Origin of the sequence: Paraburkholderia heleia NBRC 101817, assembly GCF_000739775.1 — a bacterium.
GTDB lineage: Bacteria > Pseudomonadota > Gammaproteobacteria > Burkholderiales > Burkholderiaceae > Paraburkholderia > Paraburkholderia heleia.
Genome location: NZ_BBJH01000020.1, coordinates 166,874 through 184,822 on the forward strand (window position 1 = coordinate 166,874; position 17,949 = coordinate 184,822).

The window sequence follows — 17,949 nt, forward strand, 5'->3', positions numbered from 1 at the left end:
ATGGGCGCTTGGGCGCGATGCCCTGCGTTGCTGCCCCGCTCGGGGGGCCGTTCTCGACCGCTTTATAGCACATGGCGCGTCGGAGTCGATTTTTGCGTCATCTCATGACGACACCGGCGCAAGCGCCAGGGCGCCCAATCATAAGGGCGCGCCAGGCCGCGCGGCAAGCGCCGTGCCTGATCGGGGTCGGATGCAGGTTGCGCTCAGACCGCGCTGAGGGCGGGGCGCAGCTTGGGCGCGTCGGACACACCCGGTAGCGCGGAGAGGTCCGAGAGCATGCGCTCGACCACGGCGGCGTGCGGCAGGACCGTGCCGAAAAAGCGCGTGGCGTGACCGTCTTCGATCAGGATGGTCGGGAAGTTTTCGACATCGAGGTCGTCGAAGCGGTCGGCATGGGTTTCGATGTCGATGTACGCGAAGCAGACGTCGGGATGCGCCTCGGCGATGCGGTCGAACGTGGCACGGTAGTCGCGGCACGTGCCGCACCACTGCGCGCACAGGCACGCGACGAACAGCGTGTCCTGATTGCTGACGCGCTCGGCGATCTTGTCGGCGTCGGTGTCGAGGTCTAGCGCGGGCATGGTCGTTCCTTGCGTTCTCTTATATATAGAGCGGAGTATTTGGCGCGAATGTATCATGGCGGCGCGCGGGCGGTGTTGCCCCCCAATCCGCGGCATCAGCCGCGCGACGCCCGCACGAACCAGCCGCCCGGCAGGGCGTCGAGGTGTCCCGCGAGTTCGAGTTGCAGCAGCGTGCCTTGCAGCACCGCTTCGGCCATGTCGGTGCGCTGCGCGAGAATTTCAACCGTGGCCGGCGCGTGACCGAGCGCTTCGAGCAGGCGCCGGGCTTCGGCGCCCAGGCTGGCGGGCGATTTTCGTGCTTCAGCGCGATGCACAGGCGGCGGCTCGGGGCGTGGGAATTCGAGCGCCAGCTGTGGCGTTTCGTCTGTGCCTTCGCGCTGCATGCGCTCGAACGGAACCGGGATTTTCCGGCTTTGGCGGCGTCGTTCCCGCGGCGACGCGCTCGCGCGCCCAGTACCCGGGGGCGGCTCGACATTGAGCGCGTCGAGCACCTCTTCGGGCGATTCGACCAGCTGCGCCCCCTGCTTGATGAGCCCGTGGCAGCCGCGCGTGAGCGGCGCGTGAATCGAGCCGGGCAGCGCGAACACGTCGCGTCCCATTTCGTTGGCGAGCCTCGCCGTGATGAGCGAGCCGGATCGTTGCGCGGCCTCGACCACCACCACGCCTTCGACGAGCGCGGCAATCACGCGGTTGCGCTGCGGAAAGTTCGCGGAGCGCGCCGGGGTGCCGAGCGGCCATTCGGAGACGAGCGCGCCATGTGCGGCGATTTCCATGGCGAGCGGATGATGGGCCGGCGGATAGACGAGATCCGCGCCGGTGCCGATCACGGCGACGGTGCCGCCAGGCTCGTGGAGCGCGCCTCGATGCGCGGCGCCGTCCACGCCGAGCGCGAGCCCCGAGACGACGGTGAGACCCGACGCGGCGAGGGTGCGTGCGAAGCGCGCTGCGTCCTCCAGCGCCTGCGGCGTGGCGTTGCGGCTGCCCACGACGGCGACGGCGCGTGCGTGGAGCAGTTCGAGACGGCCCTTTGCGTAGAGCAGCGGCGGTGGATCGGGCGTGTCGAGCAGGCGGGCCGGATAGGCCGGATCGGCAAGCGTGATGAGCGCGTTGCCGGGAGCCGCTCGCCACGCCTGCAAGGCTTCGAGTTGTGCCGCGAAGTCCGGCCGGGGCGCGGCGAGGACGGCGTGTGCGGCTTGCGCACCCGCCACCGCGGCGAGCGCAGCGAACGGCTGGGACAGCACGCTTTGAGGCAGGCCGAACGCGCCGAGCAGCGCCCGCAGCGCAGCGGGCCTCAAGCCGCGCGCGAGGCCGAGGCGCAGCCAGGCGGCCGGTTCCCCGGCCGACATGGGCAAGGCCGCCGGCATGGCGTTCCCCGGGCGCGGACGGTTTGCCGCACCTCGTGATAAAATTTTCACCATCCGAAATACACCGTGGCGTCCTTGCCCGTGGCCTTGCGCGCACCCACCTTCGGGGGCAGCGCGTCCGCACGGGCGATAAGCGTGTTCAACGTTGAATTGCGGCCCTTTCGTCCGAATATGAAGGGATATCCTCCGTTTCCGGCGTGGGACCCGCAAGCTGGCCGAATGGCCAGGCCGCGCATCGTTCCCTGTGTCTGGCTCTTTCAGGCGCCCAACGAGAAACCCGTCAAATCATGGCTCTACTGAATATTCTTCATTACCCGGACAAGCGTCTGCACAAGATCGCGAAGCCGGTCGAGGCGGTCAACGACCGCATCCGCAAGCTGGTCGCCGACATGGCCGAAACCATGTACGCCGCGCCGGGTGTCGGTCTGGCGGCCACCCAGGTCGACGTGCATGAGCGCGTCGTGGTGATCGACGTTTCCGACATGCACGACGAGCTGCGCGTGTTCATCAACCCGGAAATCATCTGGTCGAGCGACGAGCGCGAAGTGCATGAGGAAGGCTGTCTTTCCGTGCCGGGCATCTACGATGAAGTCGAGCGCGCGGAAAGGGTGCGCGTGCGCGCGATGAACGAAAAGGGCGAGACTTACGAGGTGGACTGCGAAGGGCTGCTCGCCGTGTGCATCCAGCACGAAATGGATCATCTGATGGGCAAGGTGTTCGTCGAGTACCTGTCGTCGCTCAAGCAAACGCGCATTCGCAGCAAGATGAAGAAGCTCGAACGCGCGATGTAATCGCGAACTGACCGTCTCTTTCTTCATCCACCTGCCGCCACACCGAGCGCCCATGAGCCACACCCTTCGCGTCATCTTTGCCGGCACGCCGGAATTCGCCGCCGCGGCGCTCGCGGCGATTCACGAAGCGGGCTTTGCCGTGCCGCTCGTCCTGACCCAGCCCGACCGCCCGGCAGGCCGCGGCATGAAGCTGCAGGCAAGCCCGGTCAAGCGCTATGCGCAGGAGCACGGCATGGCCGTCGCCCAGCCGCCGTCGCTGCGCCGTACCGGCAAGTATCCGCAGGAAGCCGCCGCGGCGCTGGACCTGCTGCGCGCCACGCCGCACGACGTGATGGTGGTCGCAGCCTACGGGCTGTTGCTGCCGCAGGAAGTGCTGGACATCCCGCCGCGCGGCTGCATCAACATTCATGGATCCATCCTGCCGCGCTGGCGCGGCGCGGCGCCGATCCATCGCGCGATCGAAGCCGGCGATACCGAAACCGGCATCACGCTCATGCAGATGGACGCGGGGCTCGACACCGGCCCGATGATCTCCGGGGTGCGTACGCCGATCGCGCCGGGCGACACCACGGCGACGCTGCACGACCGCCTGGCGCAGCTCGGCGCGAAGCTGATCGTGGACGGGCTCGTCGCGCTCGAGCGCGACGGCGCGCTGCCCGCCACGCCGCAGCCGGCAGAGGGGGCAACTTACGCCGAAAAGATCGGCAAACAGGAAGCCGCGCTCGACTGGCGCCGCTCAGCGCTCGCGCTCGCGCGGCAGATTCGCGCCTTCGACCCGTTCCCGGGCGGCGCAGCCACGCTCGATGGCGCACAGCTGAAGCTGTGGGCAGCCGAGCCCGTAGCGCGTTCGGCGGGCGGCGCCGCCGAGCCTGGCGAGATTCTCGAAGTGAGCCCGGCGGGCGTAGTGGTGGCCTGCGGAGAGGGCGCGCTGCGCCTCACGCAGCTGCAAAAGCCGGGCGGCAAGCGGCTGCCCGCCCGCGAATTCCTGGCCGGCATGCCGCTGGCGGCGGGGCAGCGTTTTCAGTTGCCCGAGCCTCCTGCGGCCTGAGCCGGGGCTTACGCCAGCGCCCGAAAAGGCGCCGCCAGGCCAAATGCCGCGCGGTTCCCGGCGCGCTAGAATCAATGGCGTATGAAGCGCGTTTTTCGATTTTGAGGTTGTCATGCCCGGCATCACCCATTTCGGTTTCTTTCTCGTCGCCGTATTTCTGCTGAACGTGACGCCGGGACCCGACACGGCCTATATCGTCGGCCGCAGCGTCGCGCAGGGCCGCGGCGCGGGCCTCGTTTCCGCACTGGGTATCTCGGCGGGCTGCTGTGTGCACACGCTCGCCTGTGCGTTCGGGTTGACCGCGCTGCTCGCGGCGTCGGCCACGGCGTTCACGGTCATCAAGATCGTCGGAGCGATGTATCTCGTGTATCTGGGCGTGCGGCTCGTCCTCACGAAACACGAGGTCGGGCCGGTCGAGGGCGCTGCGCAAGCCGCGCCGCCTGCCGCCGCCCCGCGCCCGCTGCGCCAGCTCTTCGTGTCGGGTTTCTGCACGAATGTGCTCAACCCGAAGGTGGTGTTGTTCTTCGTGTCGTTTTTCCCGCAGTTCGTGACCACGGGGACGGAGCATAAAGCGCTCGCTTTCCTCACGCTCGGCGCCGTGTTCGTCGTGATGAGCACGGTCTGGAACAGCTTCGTCGCATGGGTGGCGGGCAGCGTCACGCGGCGCTTTGCGGGCAAGGCGGGCGTGAAGAAGTGGCTCGACCGCACGGTCGGCTCGGCGTTTGTCGGCTTGGGCCTGAAGCTCGCCACGGCCACCCGCTGAGGTTGAATTTTTCGCATCGGCCCATATCTAACAAATCGCTTACAATGCGCTTCGCCTGGCGCCAGCTGACCGGCTGGCGGCGGGCGTTCAACGATCGATTTGATCCCCTGGTGGGTGAAGGAGCACAGCACATGTTCAACTGGGTCAAAACCGCGATGTTGATGGCCGCGATTACGGCCCTTTTCATCGTGATTGGCGGGCTGATCGGCGGGCATCGCGGGATGGTGCTGGCGCTGTTCTTCGCGCTCGCCATGAACTTCTTTTCGTACTGGTATTCGGACAAGATGGTCCTGCGCATGTATAACGCGCAGGAAGTCGACGAGACCACGGCGCCGCAGTTCTATCGCATGGTCCGCGATCTGGCCACGCGGGCTGGCCTGCCGATGCCGCGCGTCTATCTCATCAACGAGGACGCGCCCAACGCCTTCGCCACGGGCCGCAACCCCGAGCACGCCGCGGTCGCGGCGACCACGGGCATCCTGCGCGTGCTGTCCGAGCGCGAGATGCGCGGCGTCATGGCGCACGAACTGGCGCACGTGAAGCACCGCGACATCCTCATCTCGACCATCTCGGCCACCATGGCCGGCGCGATCTCGGCGCTCGCCAACTTCGCGATGATCTTCGGCGGTCGCGACGAGAACGGCCGGCCGGCGAATCCCATCGCGAGCATTGCCGTGGCGTTGCTCGCGCCGATCGCGGGCGCGCTGATCCAGATGGCGATTTCGCGTGCGCGCGAGTTCGAGGCGGACCGCGGCGGCGCGGAGATTTCGGGCGATCCGCAGGCGCTCGCCTCGGCACTCGACAAGATCCATCGCTATGCGCAAGGCATTCCGTTCCCGGCGGCCGAAGAGCATCCGGCCACGGCGCAGATGATGATCATGAACCCGCTGTCTGGCGGCGGCTTGCAGAACCTCTTCAGCACCCACCCGTCCACGGAGGAGCGCATCCGCCGCTTGATGGAGATGGCCGCGGGCGGCCGACGCTAAAGCGGGAACCGGCAACGGAATCAACGCCTCTTCGGAGGCGTTTTTTATTCAGCCCGTCGCCGCAGCGTCGCTGTTCACCTGCCGGGCGCCCGCTCGGGCGCAAACCCGCAACGCCCGTTGACGCAGGGAAACCACGAAGAACACGAAATAAACGCCGATGAACCAGGACACGTCGAGCGCGTAGTACACATGCCCGAACTTGACGGCGATCCAGGCGCCGATGAACGCCAGCGGTACGGCGTAGAAAAACACGCGATCCATCCGGTGAGCGTCGTTGCTGCTCTGGAAGAGCGAAACGTAGCAGCACGCGAAAAACGGCGCGATGTCGTATTCCTTCATTCTCGGGTTCAGCGCCAGACAGAACGCGAGCACGTAGAACAGCCTGCCCGGCACATTTTCGTTTTCGGCAACCATGAGCCGCCGCCCGCGCAATGGATTGACCGCGTACATGAACAGCGCCAGGACCACCAGTTCGTAGCACAGGACGTCTTCCAGGGGCGATAACGTGCGCACGTGCTGTTCGAGTATCCCGAACAGCACGAGGCCGGAATCGTTCTGGGCGAGCATCTGCCAGCGCAGCAGGGTTTCGAAGCCGGTCCACAGGCGCGGTTCCAGCGCGAGCTGCGCGAGGGTTGCGAGCGCAACGCACACGGGCACGGCGAAGCCATAGCGCATGCCTTTGGGGACAAAAAAGAACACGACGGCGTACGTCAGGAAATAGATCTTGATGGAGGCAAACAGGGCGATGAAAAAAGCCAGCGCGCAATACTTTGCCGCTGCGTTGCCGCCTCGCTGCGACGCATGCGGAGCGGCTTCCTGCGAAGCCGCATAAAAAAGCGCAATGATCAGCAGGTGGGCGAAGATCGCGAAATTCCCCGTGAGGATGCCGCCCACGCCCGCACCGCCGGTCAGAAACCCCAACGCACCGGCGACGACGAAGTCCGCATGCCTGATGCTGTACGCGAGATAGATCAGCGACGCGGCAACGAATGCCGGATAGAGCCAGTGAAACGGCACGCGCGAGAACAGATTCAGGAAGATGGGCGGATAGACGAAGGGGAATCCGTGCGGGATATAAGGATTCGCACCGCGCCTGAACTGATCCAGCGCGTACGCGTACACCTTGTAGTCCCAGAAGGGCGAGAACAGCTTACCGAGCCCCTGCTGGTACACGGAAAAAAGCGCAACGAAGGCGAGGAACGCGAAGTCGTTTTTCTTCCCGAGTAGTTTCATGATGGCCGCTATGACGCAGGGGGACGCGCGTTTTCTGTCGCCATCATGCGGCGGGCCGTTAGTCGGTATCCGCCAATATGTATCCCTGCGCTTTTCGCGACTCCTCGGCCTGCGGGCGCGGTGCCGTCAACGGGAATCGCGCCGGCCGGCGGTGTTGCGCGCTCGCCACGCTACAATGGCTCGCTTGTGCATCCTTGACGCCGCGATTGCCTGCGGCCCGCATCCGGTTTCTCCATGACATCGAGCCCATCCCGGCGACCCAGCAAGCCGTCTCCCGGCAAAAAGCGCTCCGCATCGCCCGCGCGTCAGCAGGGCGCGGCGCCGACGCGCAGCCAGGCCGTGCACCTGGCCCCCGATTCGCTGGGCTTTGCGCTCGACCAGGCCGCTCAGGCGGTCGGCGCGGTGCGCGCCGGTGCGGCGCTGCCCGCCGCGCTCGCAAGCGCCTTCGCCGCCTTGCCCGCCGACTTCGCGCCGCAGGCTCGCGGTGCCGTGCAGGACATCGCGTATCGCACCATGCGGCGGCTCGGCACCGCCGACTGGCTGATCCGGCAGCGCGTGAGCAAGGCGCCGCCGCCGCACGTCGCGAACGTGCTGGCCTGCGCGCTGGCGTTGCTCGCCGAAGACGAGGCGAGCGCCGCCTACACCCCGTTTACGGTCGTCGATCAGGCCGTGCGCGCCGTGGCCGCGCGCCGCGAGGCCGCCTTCGCGAAGGGGCTGGTCAACGCGGTGCTGCGCGGCTTTTTGCGCGAGCGCGAGACGGCGCTGGCCGCCGCCCAGGCCGATGAAACCGCCCGCTGGAACTATCCGCGCTGGTGGATCGACGCGGTGCGCGCCGCGTGGCCCACGCAGTGGCAGGCGATTCTCGCCGCGGGCAACACGCAGGGTCCGCTCACGCTGCGCGTGAATGCGCGCCGCACGAGCGCCGCCGAATACGTCCAGCGGCTCGCCGCCGAAAACATCGCCGCCACGCAGATCGGCGAGCACGCCGTGCGCCTCGCCGCTGCGTTGCCGGTCGATCGCATTCCCGGGTTCTTCGCGGGCGACGTGTCCGTGCAGGACGCCGGCGCGCAAGTGGCCGCGCAAATCCTCGGTGTGCGTGACGGCATGCGCGTGCTCGACGCGTGCGCGGCGCCCGGCGGCAAGAGTGGCCATCTGCTCGAGCTGGCCGACATCGACCTGATTGCGCTCGAAAGCGACGCGACACGCGCCGCACGCATCGGCGAGAACTTCGCGCGCCTCGGTTTCGCGCGGGACGACCCCGCGCATCCCATGCGGCGTGCACAGATCGTGGTCGGCGACGCGGGCAATCCTGCCGGGTGGCGCGACGGCGCAGGCTTCGATCGCATCCTCGCCGACGTGCCGTGCTCGGCCTCGGGCATCGTGCGCCGCCACCCGGACATCCGCTGGCTGCGCCGCGAAAGCGACATCGCGGCGCTCGCCGCCGAGCAGCGCCGCATCGTCGATGCGCTGTGGCCGCTCGTGAAGCCAGGCGGCGAACTGCTTTACGTGACCTGCTCGATCTTCCCCGTGGAAGGCGAGGCGCAGGCGCGCTGGTTTGAAAGCACCCACGCGGATGCGGTACGATTGGACGCCCCGGGGCAACTGCTGCCCGAGGCGTTCGGCGCGCCGGCCCGGGGGCCAGAAGATGGCGCAGCCGGCGAAGAGCGGCACGATGCCGCTGCAAAGGCCGAAGTGACGACAACTGTCTTTCCCGTTCCCGATCGCACCGCAGATCACGACGGATTCTTCTACGCGCGCTTTCAGAAACGGTGACCATCAAACGCTTCTTCCCGCTGCGCTTCGCGGCCCTGATCTGGCTGGTGCTTGCCGTCGTCGGCTTCGTCGCCGCCGCGCCGGCGCGCGCCGACTCGATCTCGGTTCAGCGCGCGTCGCTGCAGGCCGACAGCAACGGCTGGAGCCTCGACGCCCGCTTCGATTTCGACCTCAACAGCAGCCTGGAAGACGCGGTCAACAAGGGCATCCCGCTCTACTTCACCACCGACTTCGAACTCACGCGCGCGCGCTGGTACTGGTTCGACGAACAGCCGGTGAGCGTTTCGCAAAGCATTCGCCTGTCGTTCCAGCCGCTCACGCGCGAGTACCGCGTTTCGAGCGGCGGCCTGCAGCTCGGCTTCTCGACGCTCGCGGACGCGCTCGCGGTCATCAAGCACGTTACCTCCTGGCACGTGATCGACCGCAACGACGTGCATCCCGGCGAAACCTACACGGCCTCGGTGCGCATGCAGCTCGACGTCGCGCTGATGCCCAAGCCGTTCCAGATCGACGCCGTGAACAACCGCGACTGGAACCTCGCTTCCGACTGGAAGCGTTTTAACTTCACGGTGACCGAACGTGCTAAATAAAGTGCGCCGCGCCACCAGCTTCAGCAGCGTCGTCGTCAAGCTGCTCGTTTCCACCGTCGCGTTCACCGCGACGCTGCTGCTCGTCCTGCTCGCCGCGGCGAGCGCGAACACCGAGTTCTTCGACCGCTACTACGGCTGGCTCTACGCGGCCAATATCGTCGTCGCGCTGATCTTCCTGTCGGTGGTCACGGCGCTCATGATCGTGATCGTCGTGCGCCTGAGGCGCGGCAAGTTCGGCACGCGGCTGCTCGCGAAGCTCGCGTTCTTCTTCGCGCTCGTGGGCGTGGTGCCGGGCGGCATCATCTATATCGTTTCGTATCAGTTCGTCTCGCGCTCGATCGAGTCGTGGTTCGACGTGAACGTGGAAACCGCGCTCACCGCAGGCCTCAATCTCGGCCGCGGCATGCTCGACGCATCGCTGTCCGACCTGCAGACCAAGGGTCGTCTGATGGCGGAGCAGATCGCGAGCGGCGACGCCGCGGGCACGACGCTCACGCTCCTGCGCGCGCGCGACCAGTTCGGCGTGCAGGACGCGATGATCGTCGAGCCGGTGCGCAGCATGTCGGGCGCGGCGCCCGACATGCACGTGGTGGCGCAGGCGTCGAGCAACTTCTCGTCGCTCATGCCCGCCGACATGCCCACGGCGCTCATGATCGATCAGGCGCGCGGGCGCGGCTATGCGGCGATCGAAGGCGAAGTGGACGGGGACCCGCATCAGCTTGGCCCGAAGGGCGCGCTTCGATTGCGCGTGGTCACGCGCATACCCGATGCGAACACAACGGATCTGCAGCCGGTCGAGCGTTTCCTGCAGCTCGAGCAGCCGGTGCCGGCCGCGCTCGCCCGCAACGCCGACGCCGTGCAGCGCGCGTATCGCGAGTATCAGGAGAAGGCGCTGGGTCGCACGGGCCTGCGCAAGATGTATATCGGCACGCTCACGCTCGCGCTCTTTCTGGCCACCTTCGTCGCGATGATGCTCGCGCTCGCGCTCGGCAACCAGCTCGCGAGGCCGCTCTTCCTGCTCGCGCAGGGCACGAAGGAAGTGACCGAGGGCGACTACACGCCCAAGCGCGAAATCAAGTCGCGCGACGAACTGGGCTTCCTCACGCAGTCGTTCAACGCGATGACGCGCCAGCTTTCCGAAGCGCGCCAGGCCGTGGAGAAGAACCGCGTCGCGCTCGAGCACTCGAAGGCCTACCTCGAAAGCATTCTCGCGAACCTCACGGCGGGCGTGTTCGTGTTCGACCGGCAGTTCCGCCTCACGACGGCGAACCCGGGTGCGGAGCGCATCTTCCGTCAGCCGTTCCAGACGCAGCTCGGCGTCGCGCTCGATCATATCGGCGCGCTCACGGAGTTCGGCGCGATGGTGCGCAAGGCCTTCGCCGATCAGGAAGCGGCGCGCACGGATCGCGAAGGGGGCGATCGCGATCGCGGCCACTGGCAGCAGCAGTTCTCCGTGCCGATTCCGGGCGAGACCGATCCGCTCACGCTGCTCGTGCGCGGCGCGCGCCTCGTATCCGACACGGGCCGCGACGCGGGCGACATGCAGACCTCGGGCTACGTCGTGGTGTTCGACGACATCTCCGACGTGATCTCGGCGCAGCGTTCGGTGGCGTGGGGCGAAGTCGCGCGGCGTCTTGCGCACGAGATCAAGAATCCGCTCACGCCGATTCAGCTCTCGGCCGAACGCCTGCAGATGAAGCTCTCCGACAAGCTCGCGCCAAACGACGCCGAAGTGCTCAAGCGCGGCGCGACCACCATCGTCAATCAGGTCGCGGCGATGAAGCAGATGGTCGACGACTTCCGCGATTACGCGCGCACGCCGCCTGCCGTGCTCGCGAGCCTGCAGCTCAACGAGCTCGTGAGCGAAGTGCTCACGCTCTACGGCGCGGAAGAAGGCAAAAGCGCGATCAAGGTCGAGCTCTCCGACTTGCCGGTGATACGCGGCGACGCGACGCAGTTGCGTCAGGTGATCCACAACCTGCTGCAAAACGCGCAGGACGCGGTGGCCGACACGCAGAATCCTCGCGTGACGCTCGAGACCCGCGCCGTAGAATACGGGGACCCCGACGCGCAAGGCCGCACGCGCGTGGCGGTGCGTCTCACGGTATCGGACAACGGGCCGGGTTTCCCGGCGCGCATTCTCACGCGCGCGTTCGAACCCTACGTGACGACCAAGGCCAAAGGAACAGGACTCGGGCTTGCGATGGTCAAGAAGATCGTCGACGAGCACGGCGCGCGCATCGACATCCGCAATCGGATGAAAGCGGGCGATGTGATCGAAGGTGCGCAGATCTCGATTCTCTTTCTCCAGCTGGCGGATGACATCCCCCCGGATGCCGCCATGCCCGGACCCGGCCGGTCCGGGGAAGAGCAGGCGCGTGCCGAAGCGGAGCAGGGATCAAAAGCAACAGTGCAGACAAGGGCAGCGTAAATGGCAACCATCCTGGTGGTAGATGATGAAATGGGCATCCGGGAATTGCTCTCGGAGATCCTCAGCGACGAAGGGCACGTCGTGGAGCTCGCGGAAGATGCGCAACAGGCGCGAGAATTCCGGCAGCGCCACGTACCGGACCTCGTGCTGCTCGATATCTGGATGCCGGACACCGATGGCGTGACGCTGCTCAAGGAATGGGCCGCGCAGGGCCATCTCACGATGCCGGTCATCATGATGTCGGGGCACGCGACCATCGACACGGCTGTCGAGGCGACGAAGATCGGCGCGCTGAACTTCCTTGAAAAACCGATCGCGCTGCAAAAGCTGCTGAAGGCGGTCGAGCAGGGGCTCGCGCGCGGCACGGCCGCGCCGGTCGCGCCGGCCACGGCGGCGGCGGCGGGGAAATCGGCGACGGGCGGACCCGCGGTCGTGGCATCGGCGGCGGCGCTGCCGGTGCTGGGCGCCGACGGCGTTCATGGCATGCAGACGGGCGCGGCCACGCAAACGGCATCGATCTCGTTCGACATCCCGCTGCGCGATGCGCGCGATGCATTCGAGCGCGCCTACTTCGAGTACCACCTCGCGCGCGAGAACGGCAGCATGACGCGCGTGGCCGAGAAAACGGGGCTTGAGCGCACGCACCTGTATCGCAAGCTCAAGCAGCTCGGCGTGGACCTCGGCAAGAGCAAGGGCGAATGAACGGGTGCGGGTGAGCGGCGCGGCCAGACGCATCAATTTTGCGAAAGCCACTTGGCAAAGGCCGATTTCATCGCTATAATCTTTTTTCTTCGTTGGCCCGGTAGCTCAGTTGGTAGAGCAGCGGATTGAAAATCCGCGTGTCGATGGTTCGATTCCGTCCCAGGCCACCAGAATGCAGCCCCAGGAGATCGTTCGATTCCTGGGGCTTTTTCGTTGCGTGCGCGTGGTGCGCCTTGTCCTGCGGCTCCAGTTCGAAACATCGCGAGACATCGACGGTATCCAGGGTATAAGGGCGCGCCGATGCCCGTGCAGGTGCCCCGGCCTATACTGCATGAGCCGGCGCGGGGGTTGTCCTCGCCGGTCCGCCCGGGCGCATCGAGCAACGCAGGCAGTAATGCAGGCAGCAACGCAAGCCGCATCGCGGCGAGGCAACGAACGCATTCGCGCGGAAACCTCATACACGGAGTTTCACGGTGACTCGAACAGAAGCGAAGGGCGCGCTCGTACTGTTTTCCGGCGGCCAGGATTCGGCCACGTGCCTCGCGTGGGCGCTCGACCGCTACGAGAGCGTCGAAACGCTCGGCTTCGATTACGGCCAGCGTCATCGCGTCGAACTGGAGTGCCGCGAGGGTTTTCGCGCGGCGATTGCCCGCACGTTCCCCGAGTGGGGCGAGCGTCTCGGCGACGATCACATGATCGATCTCTCGGTGCTCGGCTCGATCAGCGACACGGCCATGACGCGCGAGATCGAGATCGAAACCGCCGCGAGCGGCCTGCCGAACACCTTTGTGCCGGGCCGCAACCTGATGTTCATGCAGATCGCCGCAGCGATCGCTTATCGTCGCGGGCTCAAGGTGCTCGTGGGCGGGATGTGCGAAACGGACTTCTCGGGCTACCCCGACTGCCGCGACGACACGATGAAGGCGCTGCAAGTGGCGCTCAATCTCGGCATGGACACGCGCTTCGTGCTGGAAACGCCGCTCATGTGGCTCGACAAGGCCGACACATGGCGGCTCGCCGAACAGCTGGGCGGCGCAGCGCTGGTGGACATGATCCGCGTGGAAACGCACACCTGCTACGTGGGCGAGCGCGCCGAGCTTCACGCGTGGGGCTTCGGTTGCGGCGAGTGCCCGGCGTGCAAGTTGCGCAAACGCGGGTACGAAGCGTATCTCGCCGGCGAGAACGTGACGGAAGCCCCGGTCTGAGCATGAGCCTCGGGCCGCGCGCGTGGCTTTCGCAGTGACGAACAGGGCCCCCGGGCCGCGCACGGGCGGCGCGCCCGGTGGCGACACGATGATTTCGCGCCCGAGACCAACCGGCTTTGCACGCGCGTTGCGCGCATGAGCCAGAACCAGGCTGCACGATGACTTACGCGGTAAAGGAAATTTTCTACACGTTGCAGGGCGAGGGCGCGAACGCCGGGCGTCCGGCCGTGTTCTGCCGGTTCGCCGGCTGCAATCTCTGGTCGGGCCGCGAGGAAGATCGCGCGCAAGCCGTTTGCCGCTTCTGCGACACCGACTTCGTCGGCACCGACGGCGAGAACGGCGGTAAATTCCGCACGCCGGAAGAACTCGTCGCGAAGATCGCCTCGCTGTGGCCGGAAGGCGAGGGCAACCGTTTCGTGGTCTGCACGGGCGGCGAGCCGATGCTGCAGATCGACCCGCCGTTCGTCGACGCCCTGCACGCCGCCGGTTTCGAGATCGCGATCGAAACGAACGGCTCGCTGCCGGTGCTCGATACCATCGACTGGATCTGCGTGAGCCCGAAGGCCGACGCGCCGCTCGTCGTCACGAAGGGCAACGAGCTGAAGGTCGTCGTGCCGCAGGAGAATCAGCGCCTCGCCGACTACGCGAAGCTCGATTTCGAGTATTTTCTGGTGCAGCCCATGGACGGCCCGTCGCGCGACCTGAACACGAAGCTCGCCATCGACTGGTGCAAGCGCCATCCGCAGTGGCGCCTGTCGATGCAGACCCACAAATACCTGAACATTCCCTGATTCACGCGAATTTTTCTGAAGAAGCGCCGTGCTGACGATCACCCGAAAACTCGAATTCGACGCGGGCCACCGCATCCCCGACCACCGCAGCCAGTGCCGTAACCTGCACGGCCATCGCTACGTGCTCGAAATCACGCTGCAAGGCGACCTCGTCGAAACCGAGGGCGCGCCCGATCGCGGCATGGTGATGGACTTCGCCGACGTGAAGTCGCTCGCGAACCAGCATCTCGTCGATCTGTGGGATCACGCGTTCCTCGTCTTTTCGGGCGATACGCAGGTGCGCGGCTTCCTCGAAACGCTGCCGGGCCACAAGACGGTCGTGATCGACCGCATTCCGACCGTGGAAAACCTCGCGGCCATCGCGTTCGATATTCTCGCGAACGTGTACGACGCGCACTATGGCGTGAATCTGCGCCTGCACAAGCTGCGCCTGTACGAGACGCCGAACTGCTGGGCCGAGGTCACGCGCGACTGACGCGCGCGAGCTCCGCCTCACCCTCGCTCCGACGACCCGCGCAAGGCGGGTTTTCCGTGCCGGCCGGCAAATTTTTGTCGCGGTATGATCATTGCCGCAAGGCCTGCGCATCCCCGCGTGCGGCCCGACAAACACATAACGGAGCGAGACCTGCCGGCTGCCGCGCTGCCGGGCGGATAAACCCGCCCGCGCCAGGCGCATGCGCCCGCGCAGCCTCGCCGGGAGCACGGCGATGAGCACCTTCACCAATCCCCTCAAGGAACGCCTCAAGGAGGCGGATCCGCTGTTCGGCCTATGGCTTTCGATGGGCAGCGAAACCGCCGCCGAGGCGCTCGCGCACGCCGGCTTCGACTGGCTGCTGATCGACATGGAGCACACCCCCAACGACAGCGCCGACACGATCGCCCAGCTGCGCGCCATCGCTGCGGCGCATATGCCCACCGAGCCCGTGGTGCGTCTGCCCGACAGCGAGCCGTGGCTCGTGAAGCACGTGCTCGATGCGGGCGCGCGCACGGTGATGTTCCCCAACGTGGCCTCGGCTGAGGAGGCCGCGCGCGCCGTGAGCCTCACGCAATACCCCGACGCGCGCACGCCGGGCGGCCAGCGCGGTGTGGCGGGCGTGGTGCGCGCGGCGGCCTATGGCATGCGGCGCGATTACCTCCAGGGCGCGAACGCGCAGATCGCGACGATCGTGCAGATCGAGTCGGCGGCGGCGCTGGACGAAGTCGAGGAGATCGCGAAGGTGCCGGGCGTCGACTGCCTGTTCGTGGGCCCCGCCGATCTCGCGGCGAGCCTCGGCCATCTCGGCGACTCGAAGCATCCCGACGTGCTCGCCGCCATGCGGCGGGTCGTGGCCGCGGCACGCGACGCGGGTGTCGCGTCGGGCATTTTCGCGATGGATCCGGCTGGCGCGAAGCAGTATCGCGAGATGGGCTTCAGCTTCATCGCGCTCGCCGCCGACGTGATCTGGCTCGTGCGTGCAACGCGCCAGGCGCTCCAGGAGGCGAGATCATGAAGCGTCCGAAAGCGCTTTTCGAGCGGCTTTTTGAACGGATCGCGCGCACGCTCGCCGTTGGGTGTCTGGCGGGCGCGGCGCTCGGCGTGAGCGGCGTCGCCGCCGCAGCCGACGCCGCTAGCGCCGCCACCGGCGCCGAATCCGATCCGCAGACGGCCAACGCCGTTGCCGACTACAACGCGGGCAATCTCAGCGCGGCGCGCGCCGAGTTCCAGGCGGCGGCCGAGCGCGGCAACCGGCTGGCGGAGTTCAACTACGCGATGATGCTCGTGAACGGCGAGGGCGGCGCAGCCGACGTGGGCGAAGGCCGCAAGTGGCTGCGCAAGGCGGCGGACGCGAACATGTCGCACGCGCAGTACGTGTACGGCAAGATGTACGACGACGGCGACTTCGTCGAGCGCGATCCTGCGCAGGCGCACCAGTGGTTCCTCAAGGCGGCGAAGCAGGGCCATGTGCAGGCGGAGCTTGCGCTCGCGAACCAGTACCTGGACGGGCGCGGCACCACGCGCGACAACAAGCAGGCGTTCTACTGGTACAAGAAGGCCGCCGAGGGCGGCGACATGACGGCGCAATACGTGACCGGCTCGTTCTACGAGCGCGGCGGCGACGGCGTGGCGAAGAACCTCAATGTCGCGCGCGCGTACTATGCCGCCGCGGCGGCCCAGGGCGATCCCGTGGCGCGCCTGAAGTACCAGCAGTTGAGCGCACAGCTGATGAAGTCGGCGCCCACGCAGTAAGCGCGGCAAAGCGACCGCCGAAACGAAAACGCGCCGGACCATGCCGGCGCGTTTTGCTTTGCTGCCGCTATCGAGCGGACATCGCCGCCCGCCGCGCCATCAACCCTGCATCAGCCGCTTCTGGCGTCCCACGCTCATGATGAGCCCGATCGCCACGCCGAGCGTCGTGAGCGCCGTGCCGCCGTAACTCATGAACGGCAGCGGTACGCCCACCACGGGCAGGATGCCGCTCACCATGCCGATGTTGACGAACGCGTAGGTGAAGAACGCCATCGTGAGCGAGCCGGCCAGTAGCCGCCCGAAGAGCGTCGCGCCGTTCGCGGCGATATAGAGCCCGCGCGCGATCAGACACATGTAGAGCGTGAGCAGCACGAGGCCGCCCGCCATGCCGAACTCCTCGGAGAACACCGCGAAGATGAAGTCGGTGTGCTTTTCGGGGATGAACTCCAGGTGCGACTGCGTGCCCTTCAGCCAGCCCTTGCCGAGCGGGCCGCCCGAGCCGATCGCGATCACGGCCTGGATGGTGTGGAAGCCCTTGCCGAGCGGATCGGAAGTCGGGTCGAGCAGCGTGCAGATGCGGTGCTTCTGGTAGTCGTGCATGAGCGGCCAGTTCACCTGCGGCTGGCAGATCTTGTCCTGGAACGCCGCGATCGAGGCGACGGCGATCACGCCCGCGATCAGCACCGGCACGATCAGCTTGAACGAGAGCCCCGCGAAATAGATGACGAAGAGACCCGACGCGAACACGAGCACGGCGGTGCCGAGGTCCGGCTGCTTGGCGATGAGCCCCACGGGCACGAGCAGAATCACGAAGCCGACGACGAAGTCGTACCAGCGCATCACGCCTTCGCGGCGCTGGTAGTACCAGGCAAGCATGAGCGGCGTGGCGATCTTGAGGATTTCCGAGGGCTGAATCACGACGCCCACGTTGATCCAGCGCTTTGCGCCCTTGCGCGTGAGGCCGAATAGCGCCACGGCAACGAGCAGCGCGATGCCGAAGGTATAGACCGGCACGGCGAAGCGCATGAGCGTGTTGGGCGGCACATTGGCGAGCGCCCACATCAGCACGAACGTGAGCATGATGTTGCGCAGCTGGTCTTCCACGCGGCCCGGTACGTCGAGGCTCGCGCTGTACAGCGTGACGATGCCCACGCACAGCAGCAGGAACACGGTGAGCGCGAGCGGGCGGTCGAAGCCGAGGAACATCTTGCGCAGCGTGTCGAGCACCGCGCGCTTGTCGATCTTGTCGAACTGAAGGAAAGGCATTGTGTCTCCTGTCGATCCGGAGTTGACGCCTCAGCGCTGACTCCGGTCCCATGCAAGGTACTTGCTCACTCGTCGATGCCGCCCGTAGCGGGCTTGGGCGGCGGTGCGAGCGTGGCCGCGTCGCTCGCGCCGGCGGGGCGGCGCGGGCGATGGGGGCCGGGGCCGAAGTGGCGGGGCTCGGAGGCCGGCGCGGGGCGG

The 17,949-nt window shown here is 66.9% G+C and carries 17 protein-coding genes and 1 tRNA gene; 14 read left to right on the top strand and 4 right to left on the bottom strand.

Annotation, left to right across the window (positions count from 1 at the left end; translation table 11 throughout):
* Positions 1-203: 203 nt before the first annotated feature.
* Both BHE01S_RS17570 and dprA read right to left on the bottom strand, forming a co-directional pair.
* Entirely contained in the window at positions 204-581 is a 378-nt protein-coding gene (locus BHE01S_RS17570; protein WP_042266105.1) for a thioredoxin family protein, read from the bottom strand.
* 95 nt (positions 582-676) lie between these two features.
* A complete protein-coding gene (gene dprA, locus BHE01S_RS17575; RefSeq protein ID WP_245639767.1) occupies positions 677-1,927 on the bottom strand; it encodes a DNA-processing protein DprA in 1,251 nt (416 codons plus the stop codon).
* 305 nt (positions 1,928-2,232) lie between these two features.
* Here dprA and def point away from each other — a divergent pair, with 305 nt between their 5' ends.
* The 4 genes from def to htpX all read left to right on the top strand — a co-directional run bounded on the left by def (position 2,233) and on the right by htpX (position 5,533).
* Positions 2,233-2,736: a peptide deformylase gene (gene def / locus BHE01S_RS17580; RefSeq protein WP_042266108.1), complete on the top strand. Its 504-nt coding sequence runs from the start codon at positions 2,233-2,235 to the stop codon at positions 2,734-2,736.
* Between the two features lie 52 nt (positions 2,737-2,788).
* On the top strand, positions 2,789-3,784 hold the full coding sequence (gene fmt, locus BHE01S_RS17585) for a methionyl-tRNA formyltransferase (RefSeq protein ID WP_042266109.1): 996 nt from the start codon (positions 2,789-2,791) through the stop codon (positions 3,782-3,784).
* Positions 3,785-3,896: 112 nt separating this feature from the next.
* The gene (locus BHE01S_RS17590) at positions 3,897-4,547 is read left to right on the top strand and encodes a LysE family translocator (protein ID WP_042266113.1); all 651 of its coding nucleotides are present in this window, start codon (positions 3,897-3,899) and stop codon (positions 4,545-4,547) included.
* 131 nt (positions 4,548-4,678) lie between these two features.
* Positions 4,679-5,533: a zinc metalloprotease HtpX gene (gene htpX / locus BHE01S_RS17595; protein WP_042266165.1), complete on the top strand. Its 855-nt coding sequence runs from the start codon at positions 4,679-4,681 to the stop codon at positions 5,531-5,533.
* Positions 5,534-5,581: 48 nt separating this feature from the next.
* Here htpX and BHE01S_RS17600 read toward each other — a convergent pair whose 3' ends face one another.
* Positions 5,582-6,766 (bottom strand): hypothetical protein, encoded by a 1,185-nt coding sequence (locus BHE01S_RS17600; protein ID WP_042266114.1) that lies wholly within the window; start codon positions 6,764-6,766, stop codon positions 5,582-5,584.
* A gap of 234 nt (positions 6,767-7,000) precedes the next feature.
* Here BHE01S_RS17600 and rsmB point away from each other — a divergent pair, with 234 nt between their 5' ends.
* The 10 genes from rsmB (at position 7,001) to BHE01S_RS17650 (ending at position 16,485) form a co-directional block, all read left to right on the top strand.
* Positions 7,001-8,539 (top strand): 16S rRNA (cytosine(967)-C(5))-methyltransferase RsmB, encoded by a 1,539-nt coding sequence (gene rsmB / locus BHE01S_RS17605; RefSeq protein WP_042266115.1) that lies wholly within the window; start codon positions 7,001-7,003, stop codon positions 8,537-8,539.
* Entirely contained in the window at positions 8,536-9,129 is a 594-nt protein-coding gene (locus BHE01S_RS17610) for a DUF4390 domain-containing protein (protein WP_042266116.1), read from the top strand. Before rsmB ends, BHE01S_RS17610 begins: the two co-directional genes overlap by 4 nt.
* Positions 9,119-11,560: a sensor histidine kinase gene (locus BHE01S_RS17615; RefSeq protein WP_042266117.1), complete on the top strand. Its 2,442-nt coding sequence runs from the start codon at positions 9,119-9,121 to the stop codon at positions 11,558-11,560. Before BHE01S_RS17610 ends, BHE01S_RS17615 begins: the two co-directional genes overlap by 11 nt.
* Positions 11,561-12,262: a response regulator transcription factor EsaR gene (esaR, locus tag BHE01S_RS17620; RefSeq protein ID WP_042266118.1), complete on the top strand. Its 702-nt coding sequence runs from the start codon at positions 11,561-11,563 to the stop codon at positions 12,260-12,262.
* A 94-nt stretch (positions 12,263-12,356) separates the two neighbouring features.
* Positions 12,357-12,432 (top strand) — tRNA-Phe (locus tag BHE01S_RS17625).
* A gap of 303 nt (positions 12,433-12,735) precedes the next feature.
* Positions 12,736-13,467, top strand: coding sequence for a 7-cyano-7-deazaguanine synthase QueC (gene queC, locus BHE01S_RS17630; protein ID WP_042266119.1), 732 nt, complete (start codon positions 12,736-12,738; stop codon positions 13,465-13,467).
* Positions 13,468-13,625: 158 nt separating this feature from the next.
* Positions 13,626-14,258 carry a 7-carboxy-7-deazaguanine synthase gene (gene queE, locus BHE01S_RS17635; protein WP_042266120.1) on the top strand — a complete coding sequence of 211 codons (633 nt, stop codon included), beginning with the start codon at positions 13,626-13,628 and terminating at the stop codon, positions 14,256-14,258.
* Positions 14,259-14,289: 31 nt separating this feature from the next.
* Positions 14,290-14,733, top strand: coding sequence for a 6-carboxytetrahydropterin synthase QueD (gene queD / locus BHE01S_RS17640; protein ID WP_157025463.1), 444 nt, complete (start codon positions 14,290-14,292; stop codon positions 14,731-14,733).
* Positions 14,734-14,965: 232 nt separating this feature from the next.
* Entirely contained in the window at positions 14,966-15,748 is a 783-nt protein-coding gene (locus tag BHE01S_RS17645; protein ID WP_042266123.1) for an HpcH/HpaI aldolase family protein, read from the top strand.
* On the top strand, positions 15,745-16,485 hold the full coding sequence (locus BHE01S_RS17650; protein WP_084068956.1) for a tetratricopeptide repeat protein: 741 nt from the start codon (positions 15,745-15,747) through the stop codon (positions 16,483-16,485). Before BHE01S_RS17645 ends, BHE01S_RS17650 begins: the two co-directional genes overlap by 4 nt.
* Before the next feature lie 99 nt (positions 16,486-16,584).
* On the opposite strand, the gene rodA is transcribed toward BHE01S_RS17650, so the two are convergent.
* Entirely contained in the window at positions 16,585-17,751 is a 1,167-nt protein-coding gene (gene rodA, locus BHE01S_RS17655; protein ID WP_042266125.1) for a rod shape-determining protein RodA, read from the bottom strand.
* Between the last annotated feature and the right edge of the window lie 198 nt (positions 17,752-17,949).